The sequence below is a fragment of the Ferriphaselus sp. R-1 genome (genome assembly GCF_000746095.1).
Taxonomy (GTDB): domain Bacteria; phylum Pseudomonadota; class Gammaproteobacteria; order Burkholderiales; family Gallionellaceae; genus Ferriphaselus.
Genome location: NZ_JQKP01000002.1, coordinates 60,158 through 83,756 on the forward strand (window position 1 = coordinate 60,158; position 23,599 = coordinate 83,756).

Genomic DNA, 23,599 nt, shown 5'->3' on the forward strand with positions numbered 1-23,599 from the left:
GGATTACTGCCGTTGGGTCGGAATGCCAACGGGCAGGCTGTCTGGACTTCGCAACCACGCTGCGATCAATTGGCGAGTGGCTTCACTAGGATTTAAGCCCCGTTCAGCACATGCCGCTTCGTACTGCTCCATCAGTCGCGGTTGCATCCGAACAAACAGGGTGCGAGTCTTGTGCGCACCACTTCCCACATTCATATAGGCAGGCAGCGGCTGCTGATCCCGCTCCCTTGCCTCGACGTACCGATTCCATGCTGCCTTCTTCCTGCTAATGTTTGTTTGTTCCATAGTTCGTTCCCTTTCGTAGTAGTACACACGTGATTGTGTGTATGACATAGGGTTAGCATACGTTTTACATAAGTCAAGCAACTATATGAAAATAAATTGAAAAATCATCTTTTCAAAACGATCAGGTTTGGCACGGGTGGCACGGGGTAGAGAGATGACCATGTGCCATTGAGATAGGGCAGTAAAGCCCATGGAATCGGGGCGTATGCCGTTGGCACGACTGGCACAGGTGGCAAAGGTAGTAAAACAGGTGATGGGAAATTGATAGGGGTATGGATGTAAGGACTGGGCTACTGGCAAAAGTGCCTGTGCCAGTCGTGCCACTCGTACAGTGTAGACGGGATGCGGGTTTCGGCAGGGCACAGGGTCAAGGGTTGCCTGTGCCACTTGGGGCAGGGTGCCGCTGGGGCGGCATGCAATCGAATTTCGGTGAATTAGAGGGTGGGTTTTGTGTATTCAGGAAGCGACGGGATTTGCCCATGGAGCACCTCCTTTAGTTGATCGTATTGCTCCTTTTGTCTCGCCTCTTCTAGTCTCAGCTCCCTCTGCCAAAGCTGATCAATCTCCTTGACCAACAGCCTGCAGAAACGAAGGCGTTCAGAGTTTTTCGGACGCCCTCTCTTCGGCGGCTTTGCATCAGGCAGCGTGCCATCCAGCCAAGCTGCAATATGGCTTTTCAGTGCAGTGCGCCTCCCCCCTCTTCCGTTGAGAGGTAAAGAGCACTTACCGAGAGAAAGTTGGTTGTAGATTGTTTGCCGAGCGACACCAATAACCTCTGCAATTTGCTCAATCGTGAGTGTCAGAGGGGGGCTCGGAAAGAGTGCTTCGATTTGTTCTAGGGTCGAACTCATAACCATTTTCTTAACCAACACCCCCCGAGAATTCAACTTTTTAACCAGATTTAATAGGAAAAGTCGGTAAATCTCAGGAGCTCTCGGTATGTCCTATCTATATGTTTTAATTATAAATGTTTGGTGCTGATGAGGTGAATCGAACACCCGACCTACTGATTACGAATCAGTTGCTCTACCGACTGAGCTACATCAGCGCACGGGCGCGGATTATAGGCGTTTAGGCGCGTGCGGGCAAAGTGTGGTTAGCGACTGGGGCGGTAGGGGGTAATGTCGATGGGCTGCTCGGCACCGATGATCTCGTTGATGAGTATCTCGGTGCTGGCGGGCGACATGGTCACGCCGTAGCGGAAATGGCCAGTGTTGAGCCAGAGGTTCGCCAACTCAGGATGTCGTCCGATGACCGGCACGTTGCCGGGCGAGCCGGGGCGGAGTCCGGCCCAGTGCTGAATCAGCAGCCTATCGGCCAGCGCGGGAAGCAGGCTTTGGGCGCGGTGCAGCAGACTTGCCCGCGCTTGTTCGGTGGTGCTTTTGTCGAAGCCGACATCTTCCAGCGTGCTCCCCACCAACAGATGGCCGTCGCGGCGCGAGATCAGGTACAGGCCATCTTGCAGGACAATGTGGTGCAGCGGCGGCGCATCGAATTTGTAGAGCAGCATCTGGCCGCGTATCGGCTTGAGTTCCGCCGCCAGCGCGTAGCGCCCTAGCAGCGGCTGGCTCCAGGCTCCAGCGGTCAGCACATAGCTGTCGGCGCGGAACTCGCCCACCGAGGTGGTGAGCGACTGTACCTGCTCGCCCTGCGTGACGAATTCGCGCACCTCGCATTGCTCGACGATCTTGCCGCCCAGTTGCACCACGCGCTGGCGCATCGCACGCAGGAACCGGGGATTACGCACCTGCGCTACTTCGGGCATCAGCAGGCACTCACCGCGCCAGCCGGGAAGCTCATCTCTGGTCATGACTCTGCGGATGTTCACCCCTCGATACGAGCACCACTGCACCGCTTCGGAGACATCGACCGGCGGCAGAATCAACATGCCTTTGACTTCGTATTCGGGGTCGATGCCGGTTGCGGCGTAAAGAGCGTCGGTGAGTTCGCCGAATTGCGCCATGCCGCGAAAAGCGAGGCTGGTCACTTCGTCGGGATAGTCCCACGGGCACAGCGGTGACAGGATGCCGCCTCCCGCCCAGGACGCTTCCTGCCCGACATCGCCGCGCTCCAGCACGGTGACGCTAGCTCCCCGTAGTAACAATTGCTGTGCAGCGGCGAGGCCATTCACCCCGGCACCGATGATGACGAAATCCATCTTTCCCATTCCCGTTACCCAACAAAACGGCGGGACTCGCCCGCCGTTCGTTTGTCCAGCCCGAAGTATAAAGGCTACGGGGTGAGTTCGCGCCAGGAAACACGTCGCCCGGTGACGGAGCCGCCGCCGCTGGCATTGACGTTGACGGGCGATTTGTTGCCCGAAGCATCGGTCACAATGGCTTTGATGGTACCGTCAGGCAGCATCACCACAGTCGCCCCGGCCGTCAGCGAGGAGCTGATCTTCCCGCCGACCTGCTGGTTGGTCACCGGCGCGGGCCAGGCACCGCTGGCGTAGTTGAACTGGTACAACCAGCTCTCGCCGCCCACCGTGCAGGCGCTGGAGGTCGGGATGTTGGTGAACACCAGCAAAGTGCCGTTCACCAGAATAGGGTCGATGTTCACCCGTTCGCCGGGCGAGGCGTTGCCGGGGTTGAAATCCACATACCAGCCCTTCTTGACCGCCCAGTCCACTGCGTTGTTGCTGCCGGTGCGGGTGGTGACGCTGGTCTGGGTCAGCGTCTGCACCACCATGTCGGCACGACCGCGCAGATTGCCCAGGTTGGCGGCGGTATCGCGGAACGCGTACAGCGACTGTTGTTGCGTATTGGTCAGGTCGCTTGTGCCGAGGAAGCGCCCGGTGCCGACGAACACCACCGGGTTGCTGTTCACCAGGCCGAGGTCGGGGCGCACCGTCACCGGCTGCCCCACACCCAGACCATCACGCAGCGCGGCGATCTGCACCACGGTGGGCGTGGCCGTGGTCAGGTCGAACCGCCACACATCGCCGTTCAGGTCGCCGCCATACACCCACTTGCCGGTGTTGTCGCGGCTCGCATCGTCAGCCCACACACTGAACTTCGCCAGCCCGCTGGGCGTAGTGGTATTGCCGGTGCCAGTATCGACCTTGTTCAGCACCGTGCCGGTCAGCGCATCCAGCACATACAGGATGCCGTGCCCGGTGCCGGGAGTGACGTTGTTGTAACCCGAACTGAGGATGACCACCCAGCGCCCGTCCGAGGCGCGCTTGGTGATGACCGGATTGCCGTAGCTGTAACCCATGTCGGTGTCGGCGATGCCGCACAAGGTGCTGTCGGAGCAGATCTCCCACAAGGCTTGTGGAGCAGCGGGATTGGTGATGTCCAGCGCATAGTAGCCGCGCCCGCCACCGCCCAGACCGCCGACCAGGATGGTCTTCCAGGCCGAAGCCGTCGTATCGAAGATGTCCATCACTTCCGGCGAACCATCGACGAAATACTGGTGGTTGCTGGCGTAGTTCACTTCCGCCAGCTTGTATAGATTGGGCATCACCATCTTGGGCACATAGGCCCAACTCTCCGCGCCGGTATCGGTGTTGAACGCATGCAACATGCCGTCGTTGGCGGCGACATACACCATGCCCTGGCGGGTGGCGTTCGCCGTTTTGAACGAGTCATAGGTCGGGGTGACCGCATCGGCGAAGCTGCTCTGCGGCACTTTCACGAACACTGGCTTGGCGTTGATCGCATCGCCCAGCACATGGTCGCGGGTGCGGAACACCTGGCTGGCATTGGTGGCACGCTGGTCATACTGGTATTGGCCGCGCAGATACTCGACCAGACTCTGGCCATTGTTGCCGAGGACGATCTCGGGTGCGGTCAGGCTGGTTACGGTGCATTGCGACCACAGGCTGCACTTGTTGGAAAAATACGCCTGCTCGGCCACCGACAGGCTGGCCCAGTCGAAACTCTTGAGATGGCTCGCACCGCCGCTGCTGAAAGTGTAGATCGTGCGGGTATCGGCGGCCGCTTGCACGCGGGCATCCAGCAAGGCTTGCGCCGACCAGGCGGTGCCAGGGATGAACGCGCCGGTGGCCGGGTCAATCTGCTCCGAGGTCACATCGCCATCCCACTTGCCGCTGCGGTAGCTGGAGCCATACACGCGGTTGTCAGTCTGGGTGATGTTGGGCGTGCTGGTCGCCGCTGCCGCGCCACCACCGGCGCGCACCGAAACACCGGCCAAGGCTCCTGCCAAGCCATCCGACAGCGACTGCGGGTCGCGTGCACTGTAGAAACTCCCGCGCCCATTCACCGCCGCGTGCCACAAGTCATCCAGCGTAGAAGGAGCATTGGCGACGGGCACCGGCCAGTTGCACACGCCGGTCACCCAGTCGCAGCCATTGTTGGTGCCCGCCTTGATATTGGCGAAATCGCCGGTCGCCGCCGTCTCGTAGCCCGCCTGATAAGTCATCAGGCCGCTGGCCAGGCCGAGGGTAAAGGTGGTCATATGCTGGTGCGTGGCGAAATCGAGGGTGGTGGCCAGCACGTTGTTGGCGCTGACATCCGAACCCAGCGCACCCGTGGCGTTACCCAGTGCAGCGCTACGCAGATCGGTCTTGTAGTAATACATCGCTACATCGGCCAGGGTGTTGCCGCCGCCCACGCCGCCGTCATAGGTGCCGGTCGCCCGGCTGGAGTAGATCGGTGCCACGGTCTGGTTCACATTGTCCTGATCGCCGATGGCCGTGGTACCGTTGATCTGCACCGGCGTGGTGGAGTCGTTCCAGTAGCCGTCGGTGGTCAGAATGGTGAAGTTCTGCTGGCAGGAATACTGGATAGGATCGCCGGTCATGCCACTGTTGATACCGTCTTGTTTGCCCGCGAAATGCCGCCCCACGCGCGACAGCGCAGTGCGCAGCGGCGTACTGGAGCCCGGCACTTGCGCATAGAACATGTTGTACCAAGCCGTCTTCTGGGTGGCATCGAAGGTGTTGATGGCCAGATAGTTACTCGAAGCAACCGGCGCGCCCGGATTGATGGTGATGAAACCGATGCGGTAACGGTTGTCCAGCGGCAGGAAGGCGCGTCCGGCGGACGATTTCATCATGTTCATGCGATCGGAGTAATAGGCATACCAGTTGGCGAAATTGGTCATCTCCTCGGCGTAGGTACAGGTGGTGCGGGCAGCACAATCGGCTCGATAGGTGAACGGCCCGTAGCTGGTGGTCGTGGAAACGATGTCAGTACGCTTGAACGAGCCGTAGCGCGGATAGATGTAGCCATTGGCTGAGTCGAAGCGCGCCTGACATTTGTTGCCGCCACTCACCGGCACGGCAGCCGTCGCATTCGCCGTGCTGTTACAGAAGCGCACCGGCGCGGGATAAGGGTTGGCAACGGTAGCCACCGTGGCTGCGACGCAGTTGTTCAGCGCGTAATCGCTGCAATGCTCGACCGGGCTGATGACGAAATAGAAGGGCGTGCCGTTCTTGGTATTCTGGTTCTTGAACGCGGTATCGGGATAGCCGGTAGCAGCCGTGCCTGCCGTGATCTGATAGTTGAACGGGTTGCCGTTGTCGATGCCATTACGTCGGCATTTCGCTGGATTGCTGAGGTCGGCAGTGGTCGGGCTCGTTGTATTGCAATAGACGATCTCCGGGAAACTGGTGATGAGGTTGGTGGTGGCGGTGCTGGACACCCCGAAGCCATCCACTTTCACCGCCGTCCACGGTGTGCCCTGCGCCGCCTTGCTGGTGCCGTCGGCGTTCACCGGCGGGGAATAGGTGATCTGCGGGTTGTAGTACACCCCGTTGAACTGTCCCGCGTAGAACGGCGGCATCCCGTTGGTACATGCTGCTAGTGGCTTGCAGGTGTTGTTATCGTTCACGTTGTCCGGCAGATAATCCCACGCCATGGAGCCCGAATCGTCCAGCACGAACATCAGATTGGGCTTGACCACGGACGGCGTGGCGGTGGCCAGCGGTACGGTGGACAGGTCGGTCACCGCAGCCATCGCCTGACCGAGGAACTGCATCAGGCACAGCGTGATCGCCGCCAGCCAGATCGACGACGCAACCGCGCGCCTGGCCAAGTCCGCGCTGACGGCCTGCGCGCCGCTACGCCGCTGTCTTGCCGAATCGCTCAAATGTCTCATTTCCATCTCCTGACTAATCACCGATCAGCACCATGGTCTGGGTATAGCTGGTGGTGTTGCGCGGCCCCTGCGAACGCGCCGTGATGCGGTAGAACACGGCACTGCTGGCGAAGCAGGCCGAACCACCCACCGCCTTGCTGCATCCCGTGCCGCCACCGCCGCCCGTCGCCGAGGTCTGGCAGGTGTTGCCCGCCGTCGGCCCCGCTGCGGTGCACATGCGATGGATGAGGTAGGACACGGTCGCCACCGTACCACCGTTGGCATCGGTGACGTTCACCGAGGGCGCGCCCGCCCAGTTCGCCGCCACGTTCCACCACTGCTGCTGGGCCACCGTGGCACAGTTATTGGTCACTTCACAGGCGTTCAGGGTGCTGGGCGCATAGCCGGGGATGTTGGTGACGCCGCCCGGACACAGCGCCGCCGTCGCGCCCGCCGGGCAGGCCGAGCCGTTGACCAGACGCAGTATCTGCTTGTCGGTGTTGTTGCCGGTGACCGCCATCAGCGCATTGAAACCATCGTTCGTGGCACGGTCGCTGGCTTGCGTGGCAGCCTGCTTGAAAGCGAGGTTGCCGGAGATCAGCGTACCGGTATCCACCGAGCGCATCATGGCTATACCTGCCAGCGTCATCGCCACCAGCACGATCAGGGCGATCAGCAACACCAGCCCTTGCTGCCGCTGCGGCAGACTGGGCATCCTTCTGGCGTGTGATCGACTGGGGCGCATCATTATCTCCAGAGCACGTTGCGCAAGGGCACGGTGACCTGGAAGGTCTTGTAGCGATAGCAGTTCCAGCTATCGCCGCCCGCCAGTCCCAGATTGCCGGTCAGGATCACCGAGCCCGCGCTCCACAAAGGCGCGACCGTTGTCGTAGCACAGGCTGCCCCTGCCGCCGGCTTTTCCGGTTGGGCGCTGCGCGCGACCAGCACCAGACGCACGGCCAGCACGGTGAGCGGATTGATCGGCAGTGCGGTCTGCCAGGCATCCATGATGCCGTCGGGAATGGCGGTGGTGTCCACGCCATATTCAGCTTTGAGCTGCACGATGCCATCCGCCAGCACGCCATTCAGATTGGAGACGAGCTGCGCCTGATTGTTGAGCGAATAGGTCTCCACGGTCAGCGCGGGCGGAACCGGCAGGACACCCGCCGCAGAGGGCACAAAGGGGCCGTAATCCCAGTTGCGCCTGTAGCTGACCGTCAGCGTATCCGGCACGGCAGCGGCATTGCCGAAGGTGATCTGCACCGGCACGGGGTTCGCATCAGTGCCGTTCATGCCGTAACCGGCCTCTTTCAGCGCGCGCTCCAGCGCGAACATGGCGACCGCCCCGTTCTGCTGGGCATCGTTGCCGCTGGTGCTGGTGCGTTTGATGCGCTCGGACGACTCGAACACCTGAAAGATCACGATGGTGCCGATCAGGCCCAGCACCATGCCGACCATCACATCGACCAAGCTGAATCCGGACTGTCGGCGCGGAATGGCTCTCATGGCATCAGTTGATGTAGGAGACTGCGGCATGACGATGGGGCACCGTGGCCTGCGGCGGCTGCCAGGTCACGGTGACCGTCACCTGCGTGCCGTTCACCGCCACCGTGCCGGTGCCCGCCGGAAGCGCGCCCGCCACACCGTTCGCACCCGCCCAGGCGCGTGTCGCCGCGTTGCCGTTGGCTTGGGTGCAGGGGTTGCAAGCAAAGGTGGCATCGGGGACGAAGTTCACGCCGGACGCGACCCGGCTCGCCCACATCACGCCGATGATCTGATCTGCCAAGAAGCTGGCATCGGCGCGGTATTTGGCATCGGCCACATTGTTGATCGCGGTAGCCTGCATCCCCACCAAGGCCAGGATGCCGATGGAAAAGATCAGGATGGCGATGAGTGCCTCCAGCAACACCGAGCCGGATTGATGCGTGCGCCCGTTCATATCCGCCTCAACATGCTCTCGGATCGCCCGCCGCCAGCTTGGGCGAAGGGTCGCACATGCGGGCGTTCCCGCCCGCGCTGATGGTGATGCGCAAAGGCCGGTCGCCTCTGGCGTTGTCCACGTCGATCTGGGTCAGCGCGGCGCTGCCGTCGGCATTGGTGGTGACCCGCCCGAGCGAGCTGAAGGTGAGCGTAGTGGCTCCGCCCGGCAATACTGCCACCGTCGCGTTGTTCGACCCCTCTGCCGCTACCCGCGCCTGCAAGGTGGTGCCGCCCGCCGCTTCGACGATGACCCAGGAAGACTGCGCCCCCAGCACGAAACGCACGTTGCCGTTGCGCTTGACCGCCTCGCCGCGCGCCAGCTGCATCCCGTTCAGGATCGACTCCGCCGCCACCCTGACCTGCTGGTTCTGCGTCCAGCGCGAATAGCTGTTGGCCCCAATCGCCATCAGGAGGCTGACGATGAGCACCGCCACCATCAGCTCGATCAGGGTCAAACCGACTTGTCGCTGGACATGAATCATCACCGCTCCTAGCAGGCTCCGCCTTGCTTGGTCACCCAGCAGGCGTTGTTTCCGGCCCAGCCCGCCACACCGGCCACGGCACTGGTCTTGGCGTTGGCCTCATTCAGGGTGTAGCTAAATCCTGCCATGCCGCCGATGCCGGTCGCCGTGAGCGTGTAGGTAGTCGCCGTGCCCGCGCAGGCAAAGGTAAAGTGTTGCACCGCCGGGGCCGCAGGCATGGGCACTCCGCAAGCGCCGCCGTTAAGATAGGTGCGGTTATCTTGATAGTACTGTTCCATCGCCACGCGCAGACTGGCAAGGTTGGAGGTGGCTTCGGAAATCTTGCCACGCCGGACGTAGTTGCTGTAGGCAGGCACTGCGACCGAGGCGAGTATCGCCACGATCACCACCGCCACCATGATCTCTACCAAGGTAAATCCCGATTGCCGTTTCATTCCCGCCTCCCTGTATTTATTAACGCAAGGGTACATCGGCAAGAAGATCCGCTCCTGAAGGGCGGCATCCCGGCATGGCGACCAACGTCGAAGATCGACCGACAAGCGGTCGATCGCCTCAGGCCAGCGACTTGGGCAGAGGGAACACCACGTTCTCGATGATGCCGTCGAGATCGCGCACCGAAGTGGCTCCCAACTGCCGGATGCTGGCGACCACTTCCTGTACCAGCACCTCGGGCGCGGACGCACCGGCACTGACCCCGACATGGCGCTTGCCTTCCAGCCATTGCGGCTGCAACTCGGCGGCGTTGTCCACCAGATAGGCCGGGGTGCCAAGGTTCTTCGCCACTTCGCGCAAACGGTTGGAGTTCGAGCTGTTCGGCGAACCGACCACGATCACCACGTCACACTGCTGCGCCAGCAGCTTGACCGCATCCTGCCGGTTCTGCGTGGCATAGCAGATGTCGTCCTTTTTCGGCCCGACGATGTTGGGGAAGCGCGCCTTGAGCGCGTCGATGATGCGGCTGGCATCGTCCACCGACAGCGTGGTCTGGGTAACGAAGGCCAGATTGTCCTCGTCCTTCACTTGCAGCGCGGACACATCTTCCGGCGACTCCACCAGATACACGCCGCCCTCGATCTGCCCCATGGTGCCTTCCACCTCGGGGTGCCCGGCGTGGCCGATCATGATGATCTCCTTGCTGAGCGCGTGCTTGCGCACCACCTCCAGATGCACCTTGGTCACCAGCGGACAGGTCGCGTCGAACACCGTCAGTCCGCGCGTTTCCGCTTCCTGACGCACCGCCTGCGACACGCCGTGGGCGCTGAAAATCAGGATGCTGCCGGACGGCACATCGGCCAGCTCTTCGATAAAGATCGCGCCCTTGGCCTTGAGGCCGTCCACCACGAACTTGTTGTGCACCACTTCATGGCGCACGTAGATGGGCGCGCCGTGCAACTCCAGCGCCCGTTCGACGATGGCGATAGCGCGGTCTACCCCGGCGCAGAAACCGCGCGGATTGGCGAGCAAGATGTCCATCAGTTCTTCTCCTTGGGTTGGGTGAAGCTGTCCCACAGCAACAGCCCCGCGCCCAGCGTGATAGCCGAATCGGCCAGATTGAAAGCGGGAAAGTGATGCTCGCCCCAATGGAAGTTGAGGAAATCCACCACGTAACCGTAGGCGATGCGGTCGATCAGATTGCCCAGCGCGCCGCCCAGGATCATGGTCAGGGCAAAGCAGAACAGCGTCTGTGCCGCATGTTTGCGCAACATGGTGATGATCCACACCGACGCGCCAATGGCGATGGCGGTGAAGAACCAACGCTGCCAGCCCCCCGCCCCCGCCAGCATGCTGAATGCCGCGCCTTCGTTGTGCGCCAGCACCAGATTGAAAAAGCCGGTGACCCGCATCAGCTCGCCGTAGATGAAATGACTGACGACGGCGGACTTGCTCCACTGGTCGAGGAGTATGACCAAGGCGGCGAGTGAGAGCCACTTGCTCAATGATATGGGGCGAGTCACAACAAACCCCCCGATTCCCTCTCCCGCCGGGAGAGGGGTAGGGTGAGGGGCGCTCCGTTGAATGGCAACTCCCTCACCCCCAGCCCCTCTCCCGGTGGGAGAGGGTGGCTACGGTGCTCAAGCATACGTCCGCGCCTCGCCCTCGCCGTACAGATTAGACACGCAACGCCCACACAGCGTCGGGTGCTCGGCATGAACACCCACATCCTCGCGGTAATGCCAGCAGCGGTCGCACTTGGCGTGGGCGCTGGTAGTGACAACAATCCCTTCCGCCAATGTGTTACTGGCACGCTCCAGAGTTACTTTCGAGACAATGAAAATATACTTCAGGCCTTCACCAAGTCTTTCCAGGCGCTCGTAATCGGGTTGCCCGCGTCGGCGAACAATCAACTCAGCCTGAAGGGATGAGCCGAGCTTTCCTTGTGAGCGCAACTCTTCCACTTGTTTGTTCACAAAATCTCTATCGCTACGAATTAATCGCCACTCCTCTGTTAGTGCGTTGGCATCAAAGTCATAGGTGGGAAATTCATCATACCAAGTCTGCTCAAACACCCCTTCTTCGGTCTTACCGGTTAGCGCACTCCAGCCTTCTTCGCCAGTGAAGCTCAAGATCGGCGACATCAGCCGGATCAAAGCATGGGTAATGTGGAACAGCGCATTCTGCGCCGAACGGCGGGCGGGGGAGTTTTCGCCTGCGGTGTAGAGCCGGTCTTTCAGAATGTCGAGGTAGAAGCCGCCCAGGTCTTCGGAGCAGAACGAAGTCAGCTTCTGCACCACCAGATGGAACTCGTAGCGGTCGTAGTCGGCGCGCACCTCGCCCTGCAACTTTTGCGTCAACGCCAGCGCGTAGCGGTCGATCTCCAGCCATTGCTCCACCGGCAACGCGTGCTGCGCCGGGTCGAAGTCGGAAGTGTTGGCCAGCAAAAAGCGCAGGGTGTTGCGGATGCGGCGGTAGCTCTCGACCACGCGCTTCAAGATTTCGTCGGAAATGGACAGCTCGCCGGAGTAATCCGTCGCCGCCACCCACAGGCGCAGGATGTCCGCGCCGTACTGGTCCATCACCTTCTGCGGTGCGATGACATTGCCCTTGGACTTGGACATCTTCATGCCCTTGCCGTCGACCACGAAACCGTGGGTCAGCAACGCGTTGTAAGGCGCGCGACCGTCGATGGCGCAGCCGGTGAGCAAGCTGGACTGGAACCAGCCGCGATGCTGGTCGGAGCCTTCCAGATACAGGTCGGCGGGGTGCTGCGAAGATTGCTCCGGCAGATGCTTCAACTCTGAGCGCTGGCGCAACACGGCAAAGTGCGTCGCACCCGAGTCGAACCACACGTCCAGCGTGTCGGTCACTTTCTTGTACTCGGCGGTATCGACTTCCGGGAAGTCGGCAAAGTCCAGACTGAACCACGCCTCGATGCCGCGCTGCTCCACCTGCTTGGCCACCTTCTCCAGCAACGCCGCCGTATCCGGGTGCGGCAGGCCGGTCTCTTTGTGGATGAACAAGGTCATCGGCACGCCCCAGTTACGCTGGCGCGACACGCACCAGTCGGGACGGTTGCGGATCATCGCCTCCAACCGGGCGCGACCCCAAGCGGGGAAGAACTCGGTGGCATCCACGGCAGCATTGGCTTGGGCGCGCAGTGTAGTCCCCTCTCCCCCAGCCCCTCTCCCGCTTGCGGGAGAGGGGAGCGAAGCTTGCTCCATGCCGATGAACCACTGCGGCGTGGCGCGGAAGATGATCGGTGTCTTGTGGCGCCAGCAGTGCGGGTAGCTGTGCTTGAGTTTCTCGCTGTGCAACAGATGGCCGCTGGCTTCCAGCGTTTGCAGCACCAGCGGGTTGGCCTGCCAGACGCTCAAACCCGCGATGGCGTGTTCGCCGACCGGGGGTACGCTGGCGAAAAACTTGCCGTCGTCGCCCACCGGGTTGTCGGTCGGCAGGTTGTATTTGAGGCCGACCACGTAGTCGTCCACGCCGTGCGCGGGGGCGGTGTGCACCAAGCCAGTACCGGCTTCCAGCGTGACGTGCTCGCCACAAATCACCGGCACGATGCGGCTGTATAACGGGTGATGCAGCGGCAGGTTCTCCAGCGCCGCGCCCTTGCACACGCCCGCAGTCGCCGCGCCCTCGCTCAAGCCGTAGCGCGCCAGCCCGGCATCAGCCAGTTCGGCGGCCAGCACGAGGTATCCTTTGGTCGTGTGGATCAAACGGTAGTCATGCTCAGGGTGCACGCTCACCGCCTGATTGGCGGGCAACGTCCACGGCGTGGTCGTCCAGATCACGGCGTAGACCTTGGCCTCACCCGGCAGCGACACGCCGAAAGCCTTGTCCAGCGCCAGCCTGTCCGCCACCTCGAAGCCCACGTCGATGGCGGGCGACACTTTGTCTTCGTACTCGACCTCGGCTTCGGCCAGCGCCGAGCCGCAGTCCATGCACCAGTTCACCGGTTTTTTGCCTTGGTACAGATAGCCTTGCTCGAAGATTTTCCCAAGCGCGCGGATGATGTCGGCCTCGGTATTGAAATCCATCGTCAGATAAGGTTTGTCCCAGTCGCCCAGCACGCCGAGGCGAATGAAATCCTTCTTCTGCCGCTCCACCTGTTCGGCGGCGTAGGCGCGGCACAGTTCGCGGAATTGGGCGGGGTCGATGTTCTTGCCGTGCAGCTTCTCGACCATCAGCTCGATCGGCAAGCCGTGGCAATCCCAGCCCGGCACGTAAGGCGCGTCGTAGCCGCTCAGGGTCTTGGACTTGATGATGATGTCCTTGAGGATCTTGTTCACCGCGTGGCCGATGTGGATGTCGCCGTTGGCGTAGGGCGGGCCGTCGTGCAGGATGAATTTGGGGCGACCGGCGGCGGTACGGCGGATGCGCTGGTAGCGCTGCTGCGCCTGCCATTGCGCCAGCATCAGCGGCTCGCGCTTGGCGAGGTCGCCGCGCATCGGGAAAGTCGTATCGGGAAGATTGAGCGGGTACTTGTTGTCAGCCATTTTTCTTGAACCAAAGTCGTGCTTGCGCCGCATCGTGCGCAATCTGTTGCTGCAAGGCAGCCAAATCGGGGAATCTCTTTTCGTCGCGCAGCTTGTGCATGAACTCCACGCGCAGGTGCTGGCCGTAGATGTCCTGGGCGAAATCGAACAAATGCACTTCCAGCACGGCCTTGTTCGCCTGCGTCGCGGTCGGGCGCACACCGAGATTGGCCACACCGGCGATGCCGGCGCTGCCTTCCAGATGCGCACGCACCACGTACACGCCGGACAGCGGCGGACGGTTGTGCTTCATCTGCACATTGGCGGTATGGAAGCCGAGTTGCCGCCCCAGCCCGTCACCGCGCACCACGCGCCCGCTGATGCTGTAGGGTCGCCCCAGATAACGGCGCGCCGCGCGCAGATTGCCTTCCGCCAGCGCCATGCGGATGCCGGTGCTGGAGACGCGGATGCCGTCCTGCAATACGCTATGCATGGAGGACACTTCGAAGCCGACCTCCTCGCCGACTTTTTCCATCATGGCGAAATCGCCGCCACGGCCCTTGCCGAAGCGAAAATCGTCGCCGATCAGCACATAGCGGGCACCCAGCTCGTCATGCAGCGCGTGGATGAATCCCACCGCCGGCATCTGCGCCAGTTGCTGATTGAAGCGGCACACATGGACGCGGTCCACGCCGAAGTCGGCGAACAACTCCAGCTTCTCGCGCAGGCTGGTCAGCCGCGTCGGCGCGCTGTCGGGCGTGAAGAACTCACGCGGATGCGGCTCGAAGATGACCACCGCCGTATCGCCCCCGCACGCCTGCGCCGCCGCGCGCAATTGCGTCAGCAGTTGTTGGTGTCCCAGATGAAAACCGTCAAAGTTCCCGATGGTGACTGCGACAGGATGGGGGTCCGGAGAGCGAAGTCCGCGAAGAATCAGCATGATGGGGGGCGATTATACAGACTCCCGCCGCGCACTGGCGGGGGAGCGCACTAGGGCACGAACTTGCGGGCGATCAGCACCGCATTGGTGCCGCCGAACGCAAAGGAATTGGACATCACCGCCTGCAGCGGCACGTTGCGGCGACCTTGGTTCGCCACGTAATCCAGGTCGCACTCGGGATCGGGGCTATGCAGATTGATGGTGGGCGGGATGGCCTGATGGTGCAGCGCCAGCACCGCCACCATGAACTCCACCGCGCCGGTCGCCCCCATCAGATGGCCGTGCATGGACTTGGTGGAGCTGACCGGCAGCCGGGCGGCATGTTCGCCGAACACCGCCTTGATGGCGCGCGTCTCCTCGATGTCGCCCGCCTGGGTGGCGGTGCCGTGGGCGTTGATGTAGCCGATGTCGGCAGGCTGCAGCCCGGCATCGCGCAAGGCACTGCGCATGGCGCGGGTCTGTCCGGCTGAATCAGGTTTTGTGATATGGCTGGCATCCGACGAACAGTCGTAGCCGACGATCTCGGCGTAGATGCTGGCTCCGCGCGCCAAGGCGCGTTCAGCATCTTCCAGCACCAGCACCGCCGCGCCCTCGCCCAGCACCAGACCGTTGCGATCCTTGGCGAAGGGCTTGCAGGAGGCAGCAGGGTCAGCGGGATCTTCGGTCGCCAGCGTGCGCAAGGCTTCCCAGGCTTTCATCGCGCCGAAGGTCAGCAGCGCCTCGGAGCCGCCCGCCAGCATCACGTCAGCGTAGCCATGCTTGATCTGGCGATAGGCCTCGCCGATGGCGATGGCCGAGGAGGCGCAGGCGGTGGAGTAAGTGACGTTGGCACCTTGCAGCTTGTAGGCAAGCGAGAGATGCGAAGCGGCGGCATTGTTCATGGACAGCAACACCGACAGCGGCTTGATGCGCGGATCGTCGCGCAGGAACACCTGTTCGTAGCCTTCTTCCATGGTGCCCGCACCGCCCAGACCGGTCCCCATGAACACCCCGGCGCGCGCCTGCTCGTGCTCGGCGATCTCCAGCCCGGCATCCGCCACGGCCTGCGCTGCCGCGATCAGGGCGAACTGGCTGAAACGCTCGATGCCGGAGAGTTTGATCTTGGAGAAGTGGGCCGCCGGATCATAGTCGGGGATTTGCGCGCCGATGCGGACATCGAGCTTGTCGATGAAGGGGAGTTGCAGCCGACGGATGCCGGAGCGCCCGTCCAACAGATTCCTGAAAGAGGCCTCGGGATTCTGGCCGACCGGGGTCAGCGCCCCCAACCCGCTGATGACGACACGGCGGCCCATCGCTCACGCAGCCTTGCCGTGCTGCTCCGCGACCTGCTTGTCGATGATGTCGACCACATCCTGCAAGGTCTTGATGTGCTCCAGCAGCTCGTTGGACAGCTTGATCTTGAACTCGTCCTCGATATTGAACATGAATTCGATGACCGAGAGGGAGTCCAGTCCCAGCGACTCCAGCGTGGCATCCGGCACCAGGTCTTCGAGCTTCAGCTCGAACTGTTCCGCGATCATGCGCTGTATGGTTTGCAATGTACTCATTGATTCTGATCCTGTGTGTAGTGCATCTCAGGCCGAGACAGCCCCGTGATGCGGGCGCGATGATACCACAGCCGCCCCTGCGCCCTCTGCCGCCCGGTGCCGCTGCACACCGTCGAGGAAGGCGATGGCCTCGTCGGCCACCCGCTCGCGCTCGTTGTCCAGCGTGATCATGTGATAACTGTCGAGCAGGACGACCTTGCGCACATGACTGGAGCCAATGTGCTTGCTGACGAAATCGGCGCTGCGCAAAGTGGAGACATCGTCCTCCTTGGCGTGTATCAGCAACGTCGGCACCACCACCTTGGGCAAGCTGCGCTTGACGTGCCGGATGAGCAACTCCCCCTCGTGGATCGCCGGCAGGGTCAGCTTGGCGGCTCCGGCGATGGACGAGGTCTTGGAGGCCATCTCACGCGCCACCCAGGTGCGCAGCGCCTCGTTCTTCAAGCCGAACGGCTCGCGCTCGCGGTAGGCATAAAAGTAGCGGAACGGCGTGTAATAGCCCAGCGGCAGCACGAAGCGATACCAAGGGATGCTCCAGCCATCGTAATACAGCGTGGTCGCCAGCAGGATCAGGCCATCGACCTCGTCACCGGCCTCGCTGGCCGCGCTCAAGGCCAGCACCGCGCCCATGCACAAGCCGCCAACCGAGACCGTCGCATAGCGCTGCTTCATCTCGCGCAGTTCCTGCAGCACTTGCCGCTGCCACTCCCGCCAGGGCGTGACCGAATGCGCATCGTAGCCCGGCTCATGGCTGTAACCCGTGAAGTAGGGCGCACGCACGCTATAGCCCGCCTTGTGCAAGCGTTTGGCCAAGGGCTGCAGTTCGACGGGCGTGCTGGTCAGGCCGTGCAGCAGCAGCACGGCATGTTCGCCAGCGATCAGTTCCAGGGGTTTCATTCGGGCAGCAGGGAAGCATCAGGATTCAATGGCGCGATTATAGCAAAGCCCTCCGCGCTCCCCTGGCGGCACTTCGCAGGCGATAGCTGGCACACGCAGGTGCTCGGGTATAATCGGACGATTACGTTGACCGAGAGCACCATGGACGAGCAACTGCGACTAGCCGCATTGCAATACCATCGCCAGACCCCGGCGGGCAAGATCACCGTCACCCCGAGCAAGCCGATGCTGACCCAGCGCGATCTGGCGCTGGCCTACTCGCCCGGCGTAGCCGCCGCTTGCGAGGAGATCGTGCGCGATCCCGGTGAGGCCCGCACGCTGACTGCGCGCGGCAATCTGGTCGCGGTCATCTCCAACGGCACGGCCGTGTTGGGCCTGGGCAACATCGGCCCGCTGGCTTCCAAACCGGTGATGGAAGGCAAGGGCGTGCTGTTCAAGAAGTTCGCTGGCATCGACGTGTTCGACATCGAGGTGGCCGAGCACGACCCGGACAAGCTGGTGGACATCATCGCCGCACTGGAACCCACCTTCGGCGGCATCAATCTGGAAGACATCAAGGCCCCGGAGTGTTTCTACATCGAGCGCAAGCTGCGCGAGCGCATGAAGATCCCGGTGTTCCACGACGACCAGCACGGCACTGCCATCATCGTCGGCGCGGCCCTGCTCAACGGCCTCAAGGCGGTCGGCAAGGACATCGCCCGCATCAAGCTGGTGGTCAGCGGCGCGGGCGCAGCGGCACTGGCCTGCCTGGACATGCTGGTGGCGCTGGGCGTGCGGATGGAGAACATCACTGTCACCGACATTAAGGGCGTGGTCTACCGGGGGCGCACCGAGGAGATGGACGACAACAAGGCGCGCTATGCCATCGACACCACCGCCCGCACGCTGGGCGAGGTCATCGCCGGGGCGGACGTGTTCCTCGGCCTGTCTGCCGGTGGCGTGTTGAAGCCAGAGATGGTCGTCCAGATGGCGGATCGCCCTTTGATCTTCGCGCTGGCGAATCCGCACCCTGAAATCTTGCCGGATGTCGCACGCGCGGTTCGTCCTGATGCGATCCTGGCGACCGGACGTTCGGACTACCCGAACCAGGTCAACAACGCGCTGTGCTTCCCTTACATCTTCCGGGGCGCGCTCGACGTGGGCGCATCCACCATCAACGAAGCGATGAAGCTGGCCGCCGTGCATGCCATCGCCGAACTGGCCGAGGCTGAACAGTCCGACGCCGTGGCCGCCGTGTATGGCGAGGAGACGCTCACCTTCGGGGCCGACTACCTGATCCCCAAACCCTTCGACCCGCGCCTGATCACCCGCATCGCCCCCGCCGTGGCGCAGGCCGCGATGGACAGCGGTGTGGCCGAACGGCCCATCACCGACATGGCGGCTTACCGCGAGCAGCTCTCCTATTTCCTGTACCAGTCCGGCATGCTGATGAAGCCGGTGTTCGATGCCGCCAAGCGCACACCGAAACGACTGGTGTACGCGGAAGGCGAAGATGCGCGCGTGCTGCACGCGGCGCAGACCGTGGTCGACGAGGGACTGGCCCGCCCCATCCTGATCGGTCGCCCCGCCGTGGTGGACATGCGCATCCAGAAACTGGGTCTGCGCATCCGTGCGGGCGAACATTTCGAGCTGGTCGACCCGGAGAACGACTCGCGCTTCCGCGAATACTGGACGGAATATCACCGCCTGATGCAGCGCAAGGGCATCACGGTGGATGCAGCGAAATACGCCATGCGCCACAACACCACGCTGATCGCCGCCATGCTGGTGCGCCAAGGTTCGGCGGATGCGATGTTGTGTGGCACGGTTGGCCAGCCGCTGGACCATCTGCCCACCGTGCGCGCGGTCATCGGTCTGGCACCGGAAGCCAGCATCTACGCCGCGATGAACATCCTGCTGCTGCCCGAGCGCGCCCTGTTCATCTGCGACACCCACATCAACCTCGACCCGACGGCGGCAGAGATCGCCGAGATGACCTTGCTGGCGGCGGCACAGCTCCGCCGCTTCGGCATCGCGCCCAAGGTGGCGCTGCTGTCGCACTCGAACTTCGGCAGTTTCGACGATGCCTCGGCACGCAAGATGGCGGCAGCCCGCGAGTTGCTGGCCGAACGCGCGCCCGAGCTGGAAGTGGACGGCGAGATGCACGGCGATGCCGCCCTGTCCGAGTCCATCCGCCTGCAACTGCTGCCAGGCTCGCGCCTCAAGGGCGAGGCCAACCTGCTCGTCATGCCCAACCTGGATGCCGCCAACATCGCTTACAACCTGCTCAAGATGGTGGCCGGTGACGGCATCGCCATCGGCCCCATCCTGCTGGGCACGGACAAGTCGGTCCACGTACTTACCTCGTCCGCAACCGTACGCCGTATCGTCAACATGAGTGCGCTGGCCGTCGCCAGCGTCGAGACACATTAGGAGAACATCATGCCGCACCAGTTGAACCAACAAGAGATCGCCATGCTGCGCGAGGAAGTCGAAATGCTGATGCAGGAACGCGCCAGCCTGCTCAAGGTAGTCGGGGCCGCCGCCGTGTTCGTCGCCAACACCGACGGGCGCGACCTGCCCAGCGAAGCGGCGGAAGCCGCCGAGATGCTGTCCACCCTGGTCAACAATCTGCCGGAAGAGACGCTGAAGGACGCGCTGGACAGCGTGCACGCCGCCGTCCCCATCGGCGACCTGTAAGCGCCTGCCGCCCGCCCCATGTCCGCGCCCAAGCCTCTCGCGTTCGCCCTGTTGCGCCGCCTGGCCGATGGCGAGTTCCATTCCGGCCAGACGCTGGCGGCGGAGTTCGGGCTGTCCCGCGCCAGCATCCACAACGCCCTGCGCGAAGTCGAGCAGTTCGGCCTGAGCCTGTACCGCGTGCGCGGGCGCGGCTATCGCATCCCGCAGTCACCCCAGTGGCTGGACGTGGCCGCACTCCGGGCCGGATTGGGTGCGGCCGCCGGCACATTCTCCATCGAGGTGCTGGACGAGGCCAGATCCAGCAATGCCGTGTTGCTGCAACGCGCCGCCCTCGGCGCACCCAGCGGCAGCGTACTCGCGGTCGAATGGCAAAGTGCCGGACGTGGCCGACGTGGCCGCACCTGGCACGCCGCGCTGGGACGATCCCTGACCTTCTCGCTGTTGTGGCGTTTCGAGCGCGGCCTGTCGGCGCTTTCCGGCCTGAGCCTGGCCGCCGGGCTGGCGATCACGCGGGCGCTGCACAGCTTCGGCATCGCCGGCACCGGGCTGAAATGGCCCAATGACGTGCTGGGCAAGGACGGCGGCAAGCTGGCCGGGATCCTGATCGAGGCGCAGGGTGACATGCTCGGGCCGAGCGCCGTGGTGATCGGTGTCGGCCTGAACCTGGACTTGCCGGACGCAGTGTCGCGCCAGCTCGATCAACCCGCCTGCAACCTGGCACAGCTGGCCGAGCTGCCGGAACGCAACCAGCTGCTGGCAGCGATCCTGCGCGAGTTGGCGGCAGTACTGGAGACCTTCGCCGCCCACGGCTTCGCGCCACTGCGCGCCGCCTGGGAAGCAGAACATATCGCCCAGCACCGCCCGGTGCGCCTGCTGTTGCCGGACGGCTCGACGCTCACCGGCATCGCACGCGGTGTCGCCGAGGACGGCTCCTTGCGCCTGGCAACCGAACACGGCGAACGTTTGTTCAACTCGGGCGAAATCAGCCTGCGCATGCCATGAGTACGCTGCTGATCGATGCGGGCAACTCCCGGACGAAGTGGGCCGAACTGGGCCACGGGCGCTGGATGGGCACGGGCGCGTGCGACCATGCCGGGCTCGCCGCCGCACTGGCCAAGTTGGGCGCGCCGCGCCGGGTCGTCATCTCCAACGTGGCGGGGCACGACGTGGCGCAAGTCCTGCAACAGGCCTGTGCGGACTGGGGTGTCACGCCGGAACTCATCCGCAGCCCGGCCCGGCAATGCGGAGTGAGCAACGGCTACACAGAACCGGAAAGACTGGGCAGCGACCGCTGGGCCGCGCTGGTCGCCGCCTGGCACATCGAGCGGCGCGCCTGTCTGGTGGTGAATTGCGGCACCGCGACCACGGTGGATGCGCTGTCGGAGCAGGGCGAGTTCCTCGGCGGTCTGATCCTGCCTGGCATCGCCCTTATGCAACATAGCCTGCTGACCGGAACCGCGCAGTTGCGTGCCGGCGACGGCGCGGTGAGCGACTTCCCGCGCGCCACGGCAGACGCAATCTTCAGCGGCGCGATCGCCGCCACCGTGGGCGCCATCCTGCGCCAGTACACCCTGCTCGCCCAGCCCGATGCACCCTGCCTGCTCAGTGGCGGCGCGGCAGACCTGATCGAACCTTACCTGGAGGAACTGCCGCTGGCGCATCTGGATCATCTGGTGCTGCACGGTTTGCAACTCATCGCCGAAGAGAGCGGAACATGATGAAACTGGGATTCTGGCTATTGCTGGCAAGTAATCTGGTGCTGTTCGCCATCACGCAACTGGGCGCCGCGTCGCCTGAGATCGACCCGCAGGTGCGCCCCGAATACCATCCCGAGCTGGTGCGACTGCCAAGGGCGGCGACTGTGGAGCCACCAGCTCCCGCCTCCGACACCGCAGTCCCCGTGGCCAAGTGTCAGGACTGGGGCGAGTTCTCCGGCACCGAACTGGCGCGCGCCGAGAAACTGCTGGCCGCCAGTATGCCGTCCGAGCGCTGGAGCAAGCATTTCATCGAGCGCGCCCATGGTTTCTGGGTGTTCATCCCGCCACTATCCTCCCCGACCATGCTGCTCAAGCGCTCCGCCGAACTGAAGATGTCCGGCATCAACGACTTCTATCCCGTCAAGGAGGTCGGCCCCTTGCAGGGAGCGATCTCGCTGGGTGCCTTCAAGCAGCGCGAAGGTGGCGAAAAGCTGCTGGCCCGCCTGCAAGCCAAAGGCATCAGCGATGCCAAGCTGGAGCCGTACCTGACCCGCAACACCTACGCCGCTTTCACCGTGCGGGAGCTGACCGAAGCCGAGTCCAGCAAGCTCAAGGCACGCTTCCCCGCCAGTCAGTTGCAGTCCGTGACCTGCCCCGCCCCCACCGAAAGCCCGAAACCATGATCTTCGACAAACTCTGCAACGCCGACCGCTACGCCGCGCTCCATCCCCTGTTCGCGGAGGCCTTTGACTACCTGCGTTTCACCGATTTCATCCAGATCGAGAACGGGCGCTACCCGTTGCAAGGCGAGCGACTGATCGCCATCGTCGAGGGCGCTCAGGGACGCAGTCGCGAGAACGCGCCGCTGGAACGGCATCGCCGTTACATCGACATCCAGTTCGTCTTGAGTGGTCACGACGAGATGGGCTGGCGGCCAGTGAGCGAGTGCCAGCAGCCGACCTGCGACTACAGCGCGGAGCGCGACATCCAGTTTTTCCGCGATGCGCCCGCCAGTTGGATCGGCACTCCGCCCGGCGCGTTCTGCATCTTCTTCCCCGAAGACGCGCACGCCCCGCTGGTGAGCGAGGGCGCGATCCGCAAAGTGATACTGAAAGTCGAAGCGGTCTAGCGGGCGGCTAGTCGTCGAAGGCGACATCGCCTTCATCCACCGTATCACCCAGTTGCAGCGACTTGAAGTCGAACAGGCCGCTATCGAGCAGGTGGGAAGGCTTCACGTTCTGCATGGCGGTGAAGATGGTCTGGGTGCGGCCCGGATACTCGCGTTCCCAGTTGTTCAGCAGCTCCTTGATGTTCTGCCGTTGCAGGTTCTCCTGCGAGCCGCACAGATTGCACGGGATGATGGGGAACTCCATGCTGCGGGCGTAGCGGGCGATGTCCTTTTCGGCGCAATAAGCCAGCGGACGGATGACGATGTGGTCGCCCTTGTCGGTGACCAGCTTGGGCGGCATGGCCTTGAGCTTGCCGCCGAAGAACATATTCAGGAACAGCGTCTCCACCATGTCGTCGCGATGGTGGCCCAGCGCAATCTTGTTCGCCCCCAGCTCGCCCGCCACCTTGTAGATGATGCCGCGCCGCAGGCGCGAGCACAGCGAGCAGGTGGTCTTGCCCTCCGGGATCTTCTCCTTGACGATGGAATAAGTGTCCTGCGTCTCGATGTGGAACGGCACGCCGACCGTCTTCAGATAGTTCGGCAGCACGTCAGCGGGGAAGCCAGGCTGCTTCTGGTCGAGGTTCATCGCCACCACCTTGAAGGCTATGGGCGCGCGCTTTTGCAGCGTCAGCAGGATGTCCAGCAAAGTGTAGGAATCCTTGCCGCCGGACAGGCACACCATCACGGTGTCGCCCTCTTCGATCATGTTGAAATCGGCGATGGCCTTGCCCACCTGATGTTCCAGCCTGCCCTTGAGACGGTTGAAATTGGTGGAGCGGGGCTCGAAATGGATGGTCTGGATGGTGTCGGTCATTATGTTCAATCGTTCTGCTTAGTATTGGATCGTCATTCCGGCGTAGGCGGGAGCCCAGCAAATCAGAAAAACACCGGCGCAGCGGGGCAACGCTGATTTTGTCCGCTACGCGGAGTAGTTGTCCGGGCTGGATTCCGGCCTAC

22 protein-coding genes and 1 tRNA gene are annotated in these 23,599 nt (G+C 63.0%); 6 read left to right on the forward strand and 17 right to left on the reverse strand.

Features of this window, described 5'->3' with window-relative positions; genetic code table 11:
- Positions 1–719: 719 nt before the first annotated feature.
- The 16 genes from DM08_RS02740 to DM08_RS02815 all read right to left on the reverse strand — a co-directional run bounded on the left by DM08_RS02740 (position 720) and on the right by DM08_RS02815 (position 17,095).
- Positions 720–1,136, reverse strand: coding sequence for a helix-turn-helix transcriptional regulator (locus tag DM08_RS02740; RefSeq protein WP_152555761.1), 417 nt, complete (start codon positions 1,134–1,136; stop codon positions 720–722).
- Between the two features lie 121 nt (positions 1,137–1,257).
- Positions 1,258–1,333 (reverse strand) — tRNA-Thr (locus DM08_RS02745).
- Between the two features lie 48 nt (positions 1,334–1,381).
- Positions 1,382–2,452: a glycine oxidase ThiO gene (gene thiO / locus DM08_RS02750; protein WP_035383114.1), complete on the reverse strand. Its 1,071-nt coding sequence runs from the start codon at positions 2,450–2,452 to the stop codon at positions 1,382–1,384.
- A 65-nt stretch (positions 2,453–2,517) separates the two neighbouring features.
- Entirely contained in the window at positions 2,518–6,351 is a 3,834-nt protein-coding gene (locus tag DM08_RS02755; protein WP_051937754.1) for a pilus assembly protein, read from the reverse strand.
- Between the two features lie 13 nt (positions 6,352–6,364).
- Complete coding sequence (locus DM08_RS02760; protein WP_161780252.1) at positions 6,365–7,075, reverse strand: pilus assembly PilX family protein; 711 nt, start codon at positions 7,073–7,075, stop codon at positions 6,365–6,367.
- Between the two features lie 2 nt (positions 7,076–7,077).
- The gene (locus DM08_RS02765) at positions 7,078–7,836 is read right to left on the reverse strand and encodes a PilW family protein (RefSeq protein ID WP_161780253.1); all 759 of its coding nucleotides are present in this window, start codon (positions 7,834–7,836) and stop codon (positions 7,078–7,080) included.
- Positions 7,837–7,840: 4 nt separating this feature from the next.
- A complete protein-coding gene (locus DM08_RS02770) occupies positions 7,841–8,269 on the reverse strand; it encodes a type IV pilus modification PilV family protein (RefSeq protein WP_035383117.1) in 429 nt (142 codons plus the stop codon).
- A gap of 7 nt (positions 8,270–8,276) precedes the next feature.
- On the reverse strand, positions 8,277–8,792 hold the full coding sequence (locus DM08_RS02775; protein ID WP_035383118.1) for a GspH/FimT family pseudopilin: 516 nt from the start codon (positions 8,790–8,792) through the stop codon (positions 8,277–8,279).
- 8 nt (positions 8,793–8,800) lie between these two features.
- Entirely contained in the window at positions 8,801–9,226 is a 426-nt protein-coding gene (locus DM08_RS02780) for a type IV pilin protein (protein ID WP_035383119.1), read from the reverse strand.
- Positions 9,227–9,344: 118 nt separating this feature from the next.
- Entirely contained in the window at positions 9,345–10,265 is a 921-nt protein-coding gene (ispH, locus tag DM08_RS02785) for a 4-hydroxy-3-methylbut-2-enyl diphosphate reductase (RefSeq protein ID WP_035383120.1), read from the reverse strand.
- The gene (gene lspA / locus DM08_RS02790; RefSeq protein WP_237560200.1) at positions 10,265–10,747 is read right to left on the reverse strand and encodes a signal peptidase II; all 483 of its coding nucleotides are present in this window, start codon (positions 10,745–10,747) and stop codon (positions 10,265–10,267) included. Before lspA ends, ispH begins: the two co-directional genes overlap by 1 nt.
- 117 nt (positions 10,748–10,864) lie before the next feature.
- Positions 10,865–13,732: an isoleucine--tRNA ligase gene (gene ileS, locus DM08_RS02795; RefSeq protein ID WP_035383122.1), complete on the reverse strand. Its 2,868-nt coding sequence runs from the start codon at positions 13,730–13,732 to the stop codon at positions 10,865–10,867.
- Complete coding sequence (locus tag DM08_RS02800) at positions 13,725–14,651, reverse strand: bifunctional riboflavin kinase/FAD synthetase (RefSeq protein ID WP_035383123.1); 927 nt, start codon at positions 14,649–14,651, stop codon at positions 13,725–13,727. The genes ileS and DM08_RS02800 overlap by 8 nt, the downstream gene beginning before the upstream one ends.
- 50 nt (positions 14,652–14,701) lie before the next feature.
- A complete protein-coding gene (locus DM08_RS02805; RefSeq protein ID WP_035383124.1) occupies positions 14,702–15,943 on the reverse strand; it encodes a beta-ketoacyl-[acyl-carrier-protein] synthase family protein in 1,242 nt (413 codons plus the stop codon).
- A 3-nt stretch (positions 15,944–15,946) separates the two neighbouring features.
- Positions 15,947–16,198, reverse strand: a complete 252-nt coding sequence (locus tag DM08_RS02810; RefSeq protein WP_035383125.1) for an acyl carrier protein — start codon at positions 16,196–16,198, stop codon at positions 15,947–15,949.
- 27 nt (positions 16,199–16,225) lie between these two features.
- The gene (locus DM08_RS02815; protein WP_081908742.1) at positions 16,226–17,095 is read right to left on the reverse strand and encodes an alpha/beta hydrolase; all 870 of its coding nucleotides are present in this window, start codon (positions 17,093–17,095) and stop codon (positions 16,226–16,228) included.
- 141 nt (positions 17,096–17,236) lie between these two features.
- On the opposite strand from DM08_RS02815, the gene DM08_RS02820 reads away from it, so the two are divergent.
- From DM08_RS02820 to DM08_RS02845, 6 genes are read left to right on the forward strand one after another with little or no spacing between them, the layout of a single operon-like run.
- On the forward strand, positions 17,237–19,507 hold the full coding sequence (locus DM08_RS02820) for an NADP-dependent malic enzyme (protein ID WP_035383126.1): 2,271 nt from the start codon (positions 17,237–17,239) through the stop codon (positions 19,505–19,507).
- A gap of 9 nt (positions 19,508–19,516) precedes the next feature.
- On the forward strand, positions 19,517–19,774 hold the full coding sequence (locus DM08_RS02825; RefSeq protein WP_035383127.1) for a hypothetical protein: 258 nt from the start codon (positions 19,517–19,519) through the stop codon (positions 19,772–19,774).
- 18 nt (positions 19,775–19,792) lie between these two features.
- Complete coding sequence (locus tag DM08_RS02830) at positions 19,793–20,776, forward strand: biotin--[acetyl-CoA-carboxylase] ligase (protein WP_035383128.1); 984 nt, start codon at positions 19,793–19,795, stop codon at positions 20,774–20,776.
- Positions 20,773–21,492 (forward strand): type III pantothenate kinase, encoded by a 720-nt coding sequence (locus DM08_RS02835; RefSeq protein WP_035383129.1) that lies wholly within the window; start codon positions 20,773–20,775, stop codon positions 21,490–21,492. Before DM08_RS02830 ends, DM08_RS02835 begins: the two co-directional genes overlap by 4 nt.
- Positions 21,489–22,154: a hypothetical protein gene (locus DM08_RS02840; RefSeq protein WP_152555763.1), complete on the forward strand. Its 666-nt coding sequence runs from the start codon at positions 21,489–21,491 to the stop codon at positions 22,152–22,154. Before DM08_RS02835 ends, DM08_RS02840 begins: the two co-directional genes overlap by 4 nt.
- On the forward strand, positions 22,151–22,600 hold the full coding sequence (locus DM08_RS02845; RefSeq protein ID WP_035383131.1) for a NanQ anomerase/TabA/YiaL family protein: 450 nt from the start codon (positions 22,151–22,153) through the stop codon (positions 22,598–22,600). Before DM08_RS02840 ends, DM08_RS02845 begins: the two co-directional genes overlap by 4 nt.
- A 7-nt stretch (positions 22,601–22,607) precedes the next feature.
- Here DM08_RS02845 and ttcA read toward each other — a convergent pair whose 3' ends face one another.
- Positions 22,608–23,456, reverse strand: coding sequence for a tRNA 2-thiocytidine(32) synthetase TtcA (ttcA, locus tag DM08_RS02850; RefSeq protein WP_051937755.1), 849 nt, complete (start codon positions 23,454–23,456; stop codon positions 22,608–22,610).
- Positions 23,457–23,599: the final 143 nt, after the last annotated feature.

Coding starts and splice junctions, on each gene's coding strand:
- DM08_RS02740 (WP_152555761.1), bottom strand. CDS start 1,136: ATGAGTTCGACCCTAGAACAAATCGAAGCACTCTTTCCGAGCCCCCCT.
- thiO (WP_035383114.1), bottom strand. CDS start 2,452: ATGGGAAAGATGGATTTCGTCATCATCGGTGCCGGGGTGAATGGCCTC.
- DM08_RS02755 (WP_051937754.1), bottom strand. CDS start 6,351: ATGAGACATTTGAGCGATTCGGCAAGACAGCGGCGTAGCGGCGCGCAG.
- DM08_RS02760 (WP_161780252.1), bottom strand. CDS start 7,075: ATGCGCCCCAGTCGATCACACGCCAGAAGGATGCCCAGTCTGCCGCAG.
- DM08_RS02765 (WP_161780253.1), bottom strand. CDS start 7,836: ATGAGAGCCATTCCGCGCCGACAGTCCGGATTCAGCTTGGTCGATGTG.
- DM08_RS02770 (WP_035383117.1), bottom strand. CDS start 8,269: ATGAACGGGCGCACGCATCAATCCGGCTCGGTGTTGCTGGAGGCACTC.
- DM08_RS02775 (WP_035383118.1), bottom strand. CDS start 8,792: ATGATTCATGTCCAGCGACAAGTCGGTTTGACCCTGATCGAGCTGATG.
- DM08_RS02780 (WP_035383119.1), bottom strand. CDS start 9,226: ATGAAACGGCAATCGGGATTTACCTTGGTAGAGATCATGGTGGCGGTG.
- ispH (WP_035383120.1), bottom strand. CDS start 10,265: ATGGACATCTTGCTCGCCAATCCGCGCGGTTTCTGCGCCGGGGTAGAC.
- ileS (WP_035383122.1), bottom strand. CDS start 13,732: ATGGCTGACAACAAGTACCCGCTCAATCTTCCCGATACGACTTTCCCG.
- DM08_RS02800 (WP_035383123.1), bottom strand. CDS start 14,651: ATGCTGATTCTTCGCGGACTTCGCTCTCCGGACCCCCATCCTGTCGCA.
- DM08_RS02805 (WP_035383124.1), bottom strand. CDS start 15,943: ATGGGCCGCCGTGTCGTCATCAGCGGGTTGGGGGCGCTGACCCCGGTC.
- DM08_RS02810 (WP_035383125.1), bottom strand. CDS start 16,198: ATGAGTACATTGCAAACCATACAGCGCATGATCGCGGAACAGTTCGAG.
- DM08_RS02815 (WP_081908742.1), bottom strand. CDS start 17,095: ATGAAACCCCTGGAACTGATCGCTGGCGAACATGCCGTGCTGCTGCTG.
- DM08_RS02820 (WP_035383126.1), top strand. CDS start 17,237: ATGGACGAGCAACTGCGACTAGCCGCATTGCAATACCATCGCCAGACC.
- DM08_RS02825 (WP_035383127.1), top strand. CDS start 19,517: ATGCCGCACCAGTTGAACCAACAAGAGATCGCCATGCTGCGCGAGGAA.
- DM08_RS02830 (WP_035383128.1), top strand. CDS start 19,793: ATGTCCGCGCCCAAGCCTCTCGCGTTCGCCCTGTTGCGCCGCCTGGCC.
- DM08_RS02835 (WP_035383129.1), top strand. CDS start 20,773: ATGAGTACGCTGCTGATCGATGCGGGCAACTCCCGGACGAAGTGGGCC.
- DM08_RS02840 (WP_152555763.1), top strand. CDS start 21,489: ATGATGAAACTGGGATTCTGGCTATTGCTGGCAAGTAATCTGGTGCTG.
- DM08_RS02845 (WP_035383131.1), top strand. CDS start 22,151: ATGATCTTCGACAAACTCTGCAACGCCGACCGCTACGCCGCGCTCCAT.
- ttcA (WP_051937755.1), bottom strand. CDS start 23,456: ATGACCGACACCATCCAGACCATCCATTTCGAGCCCCGCTCCACCAAT.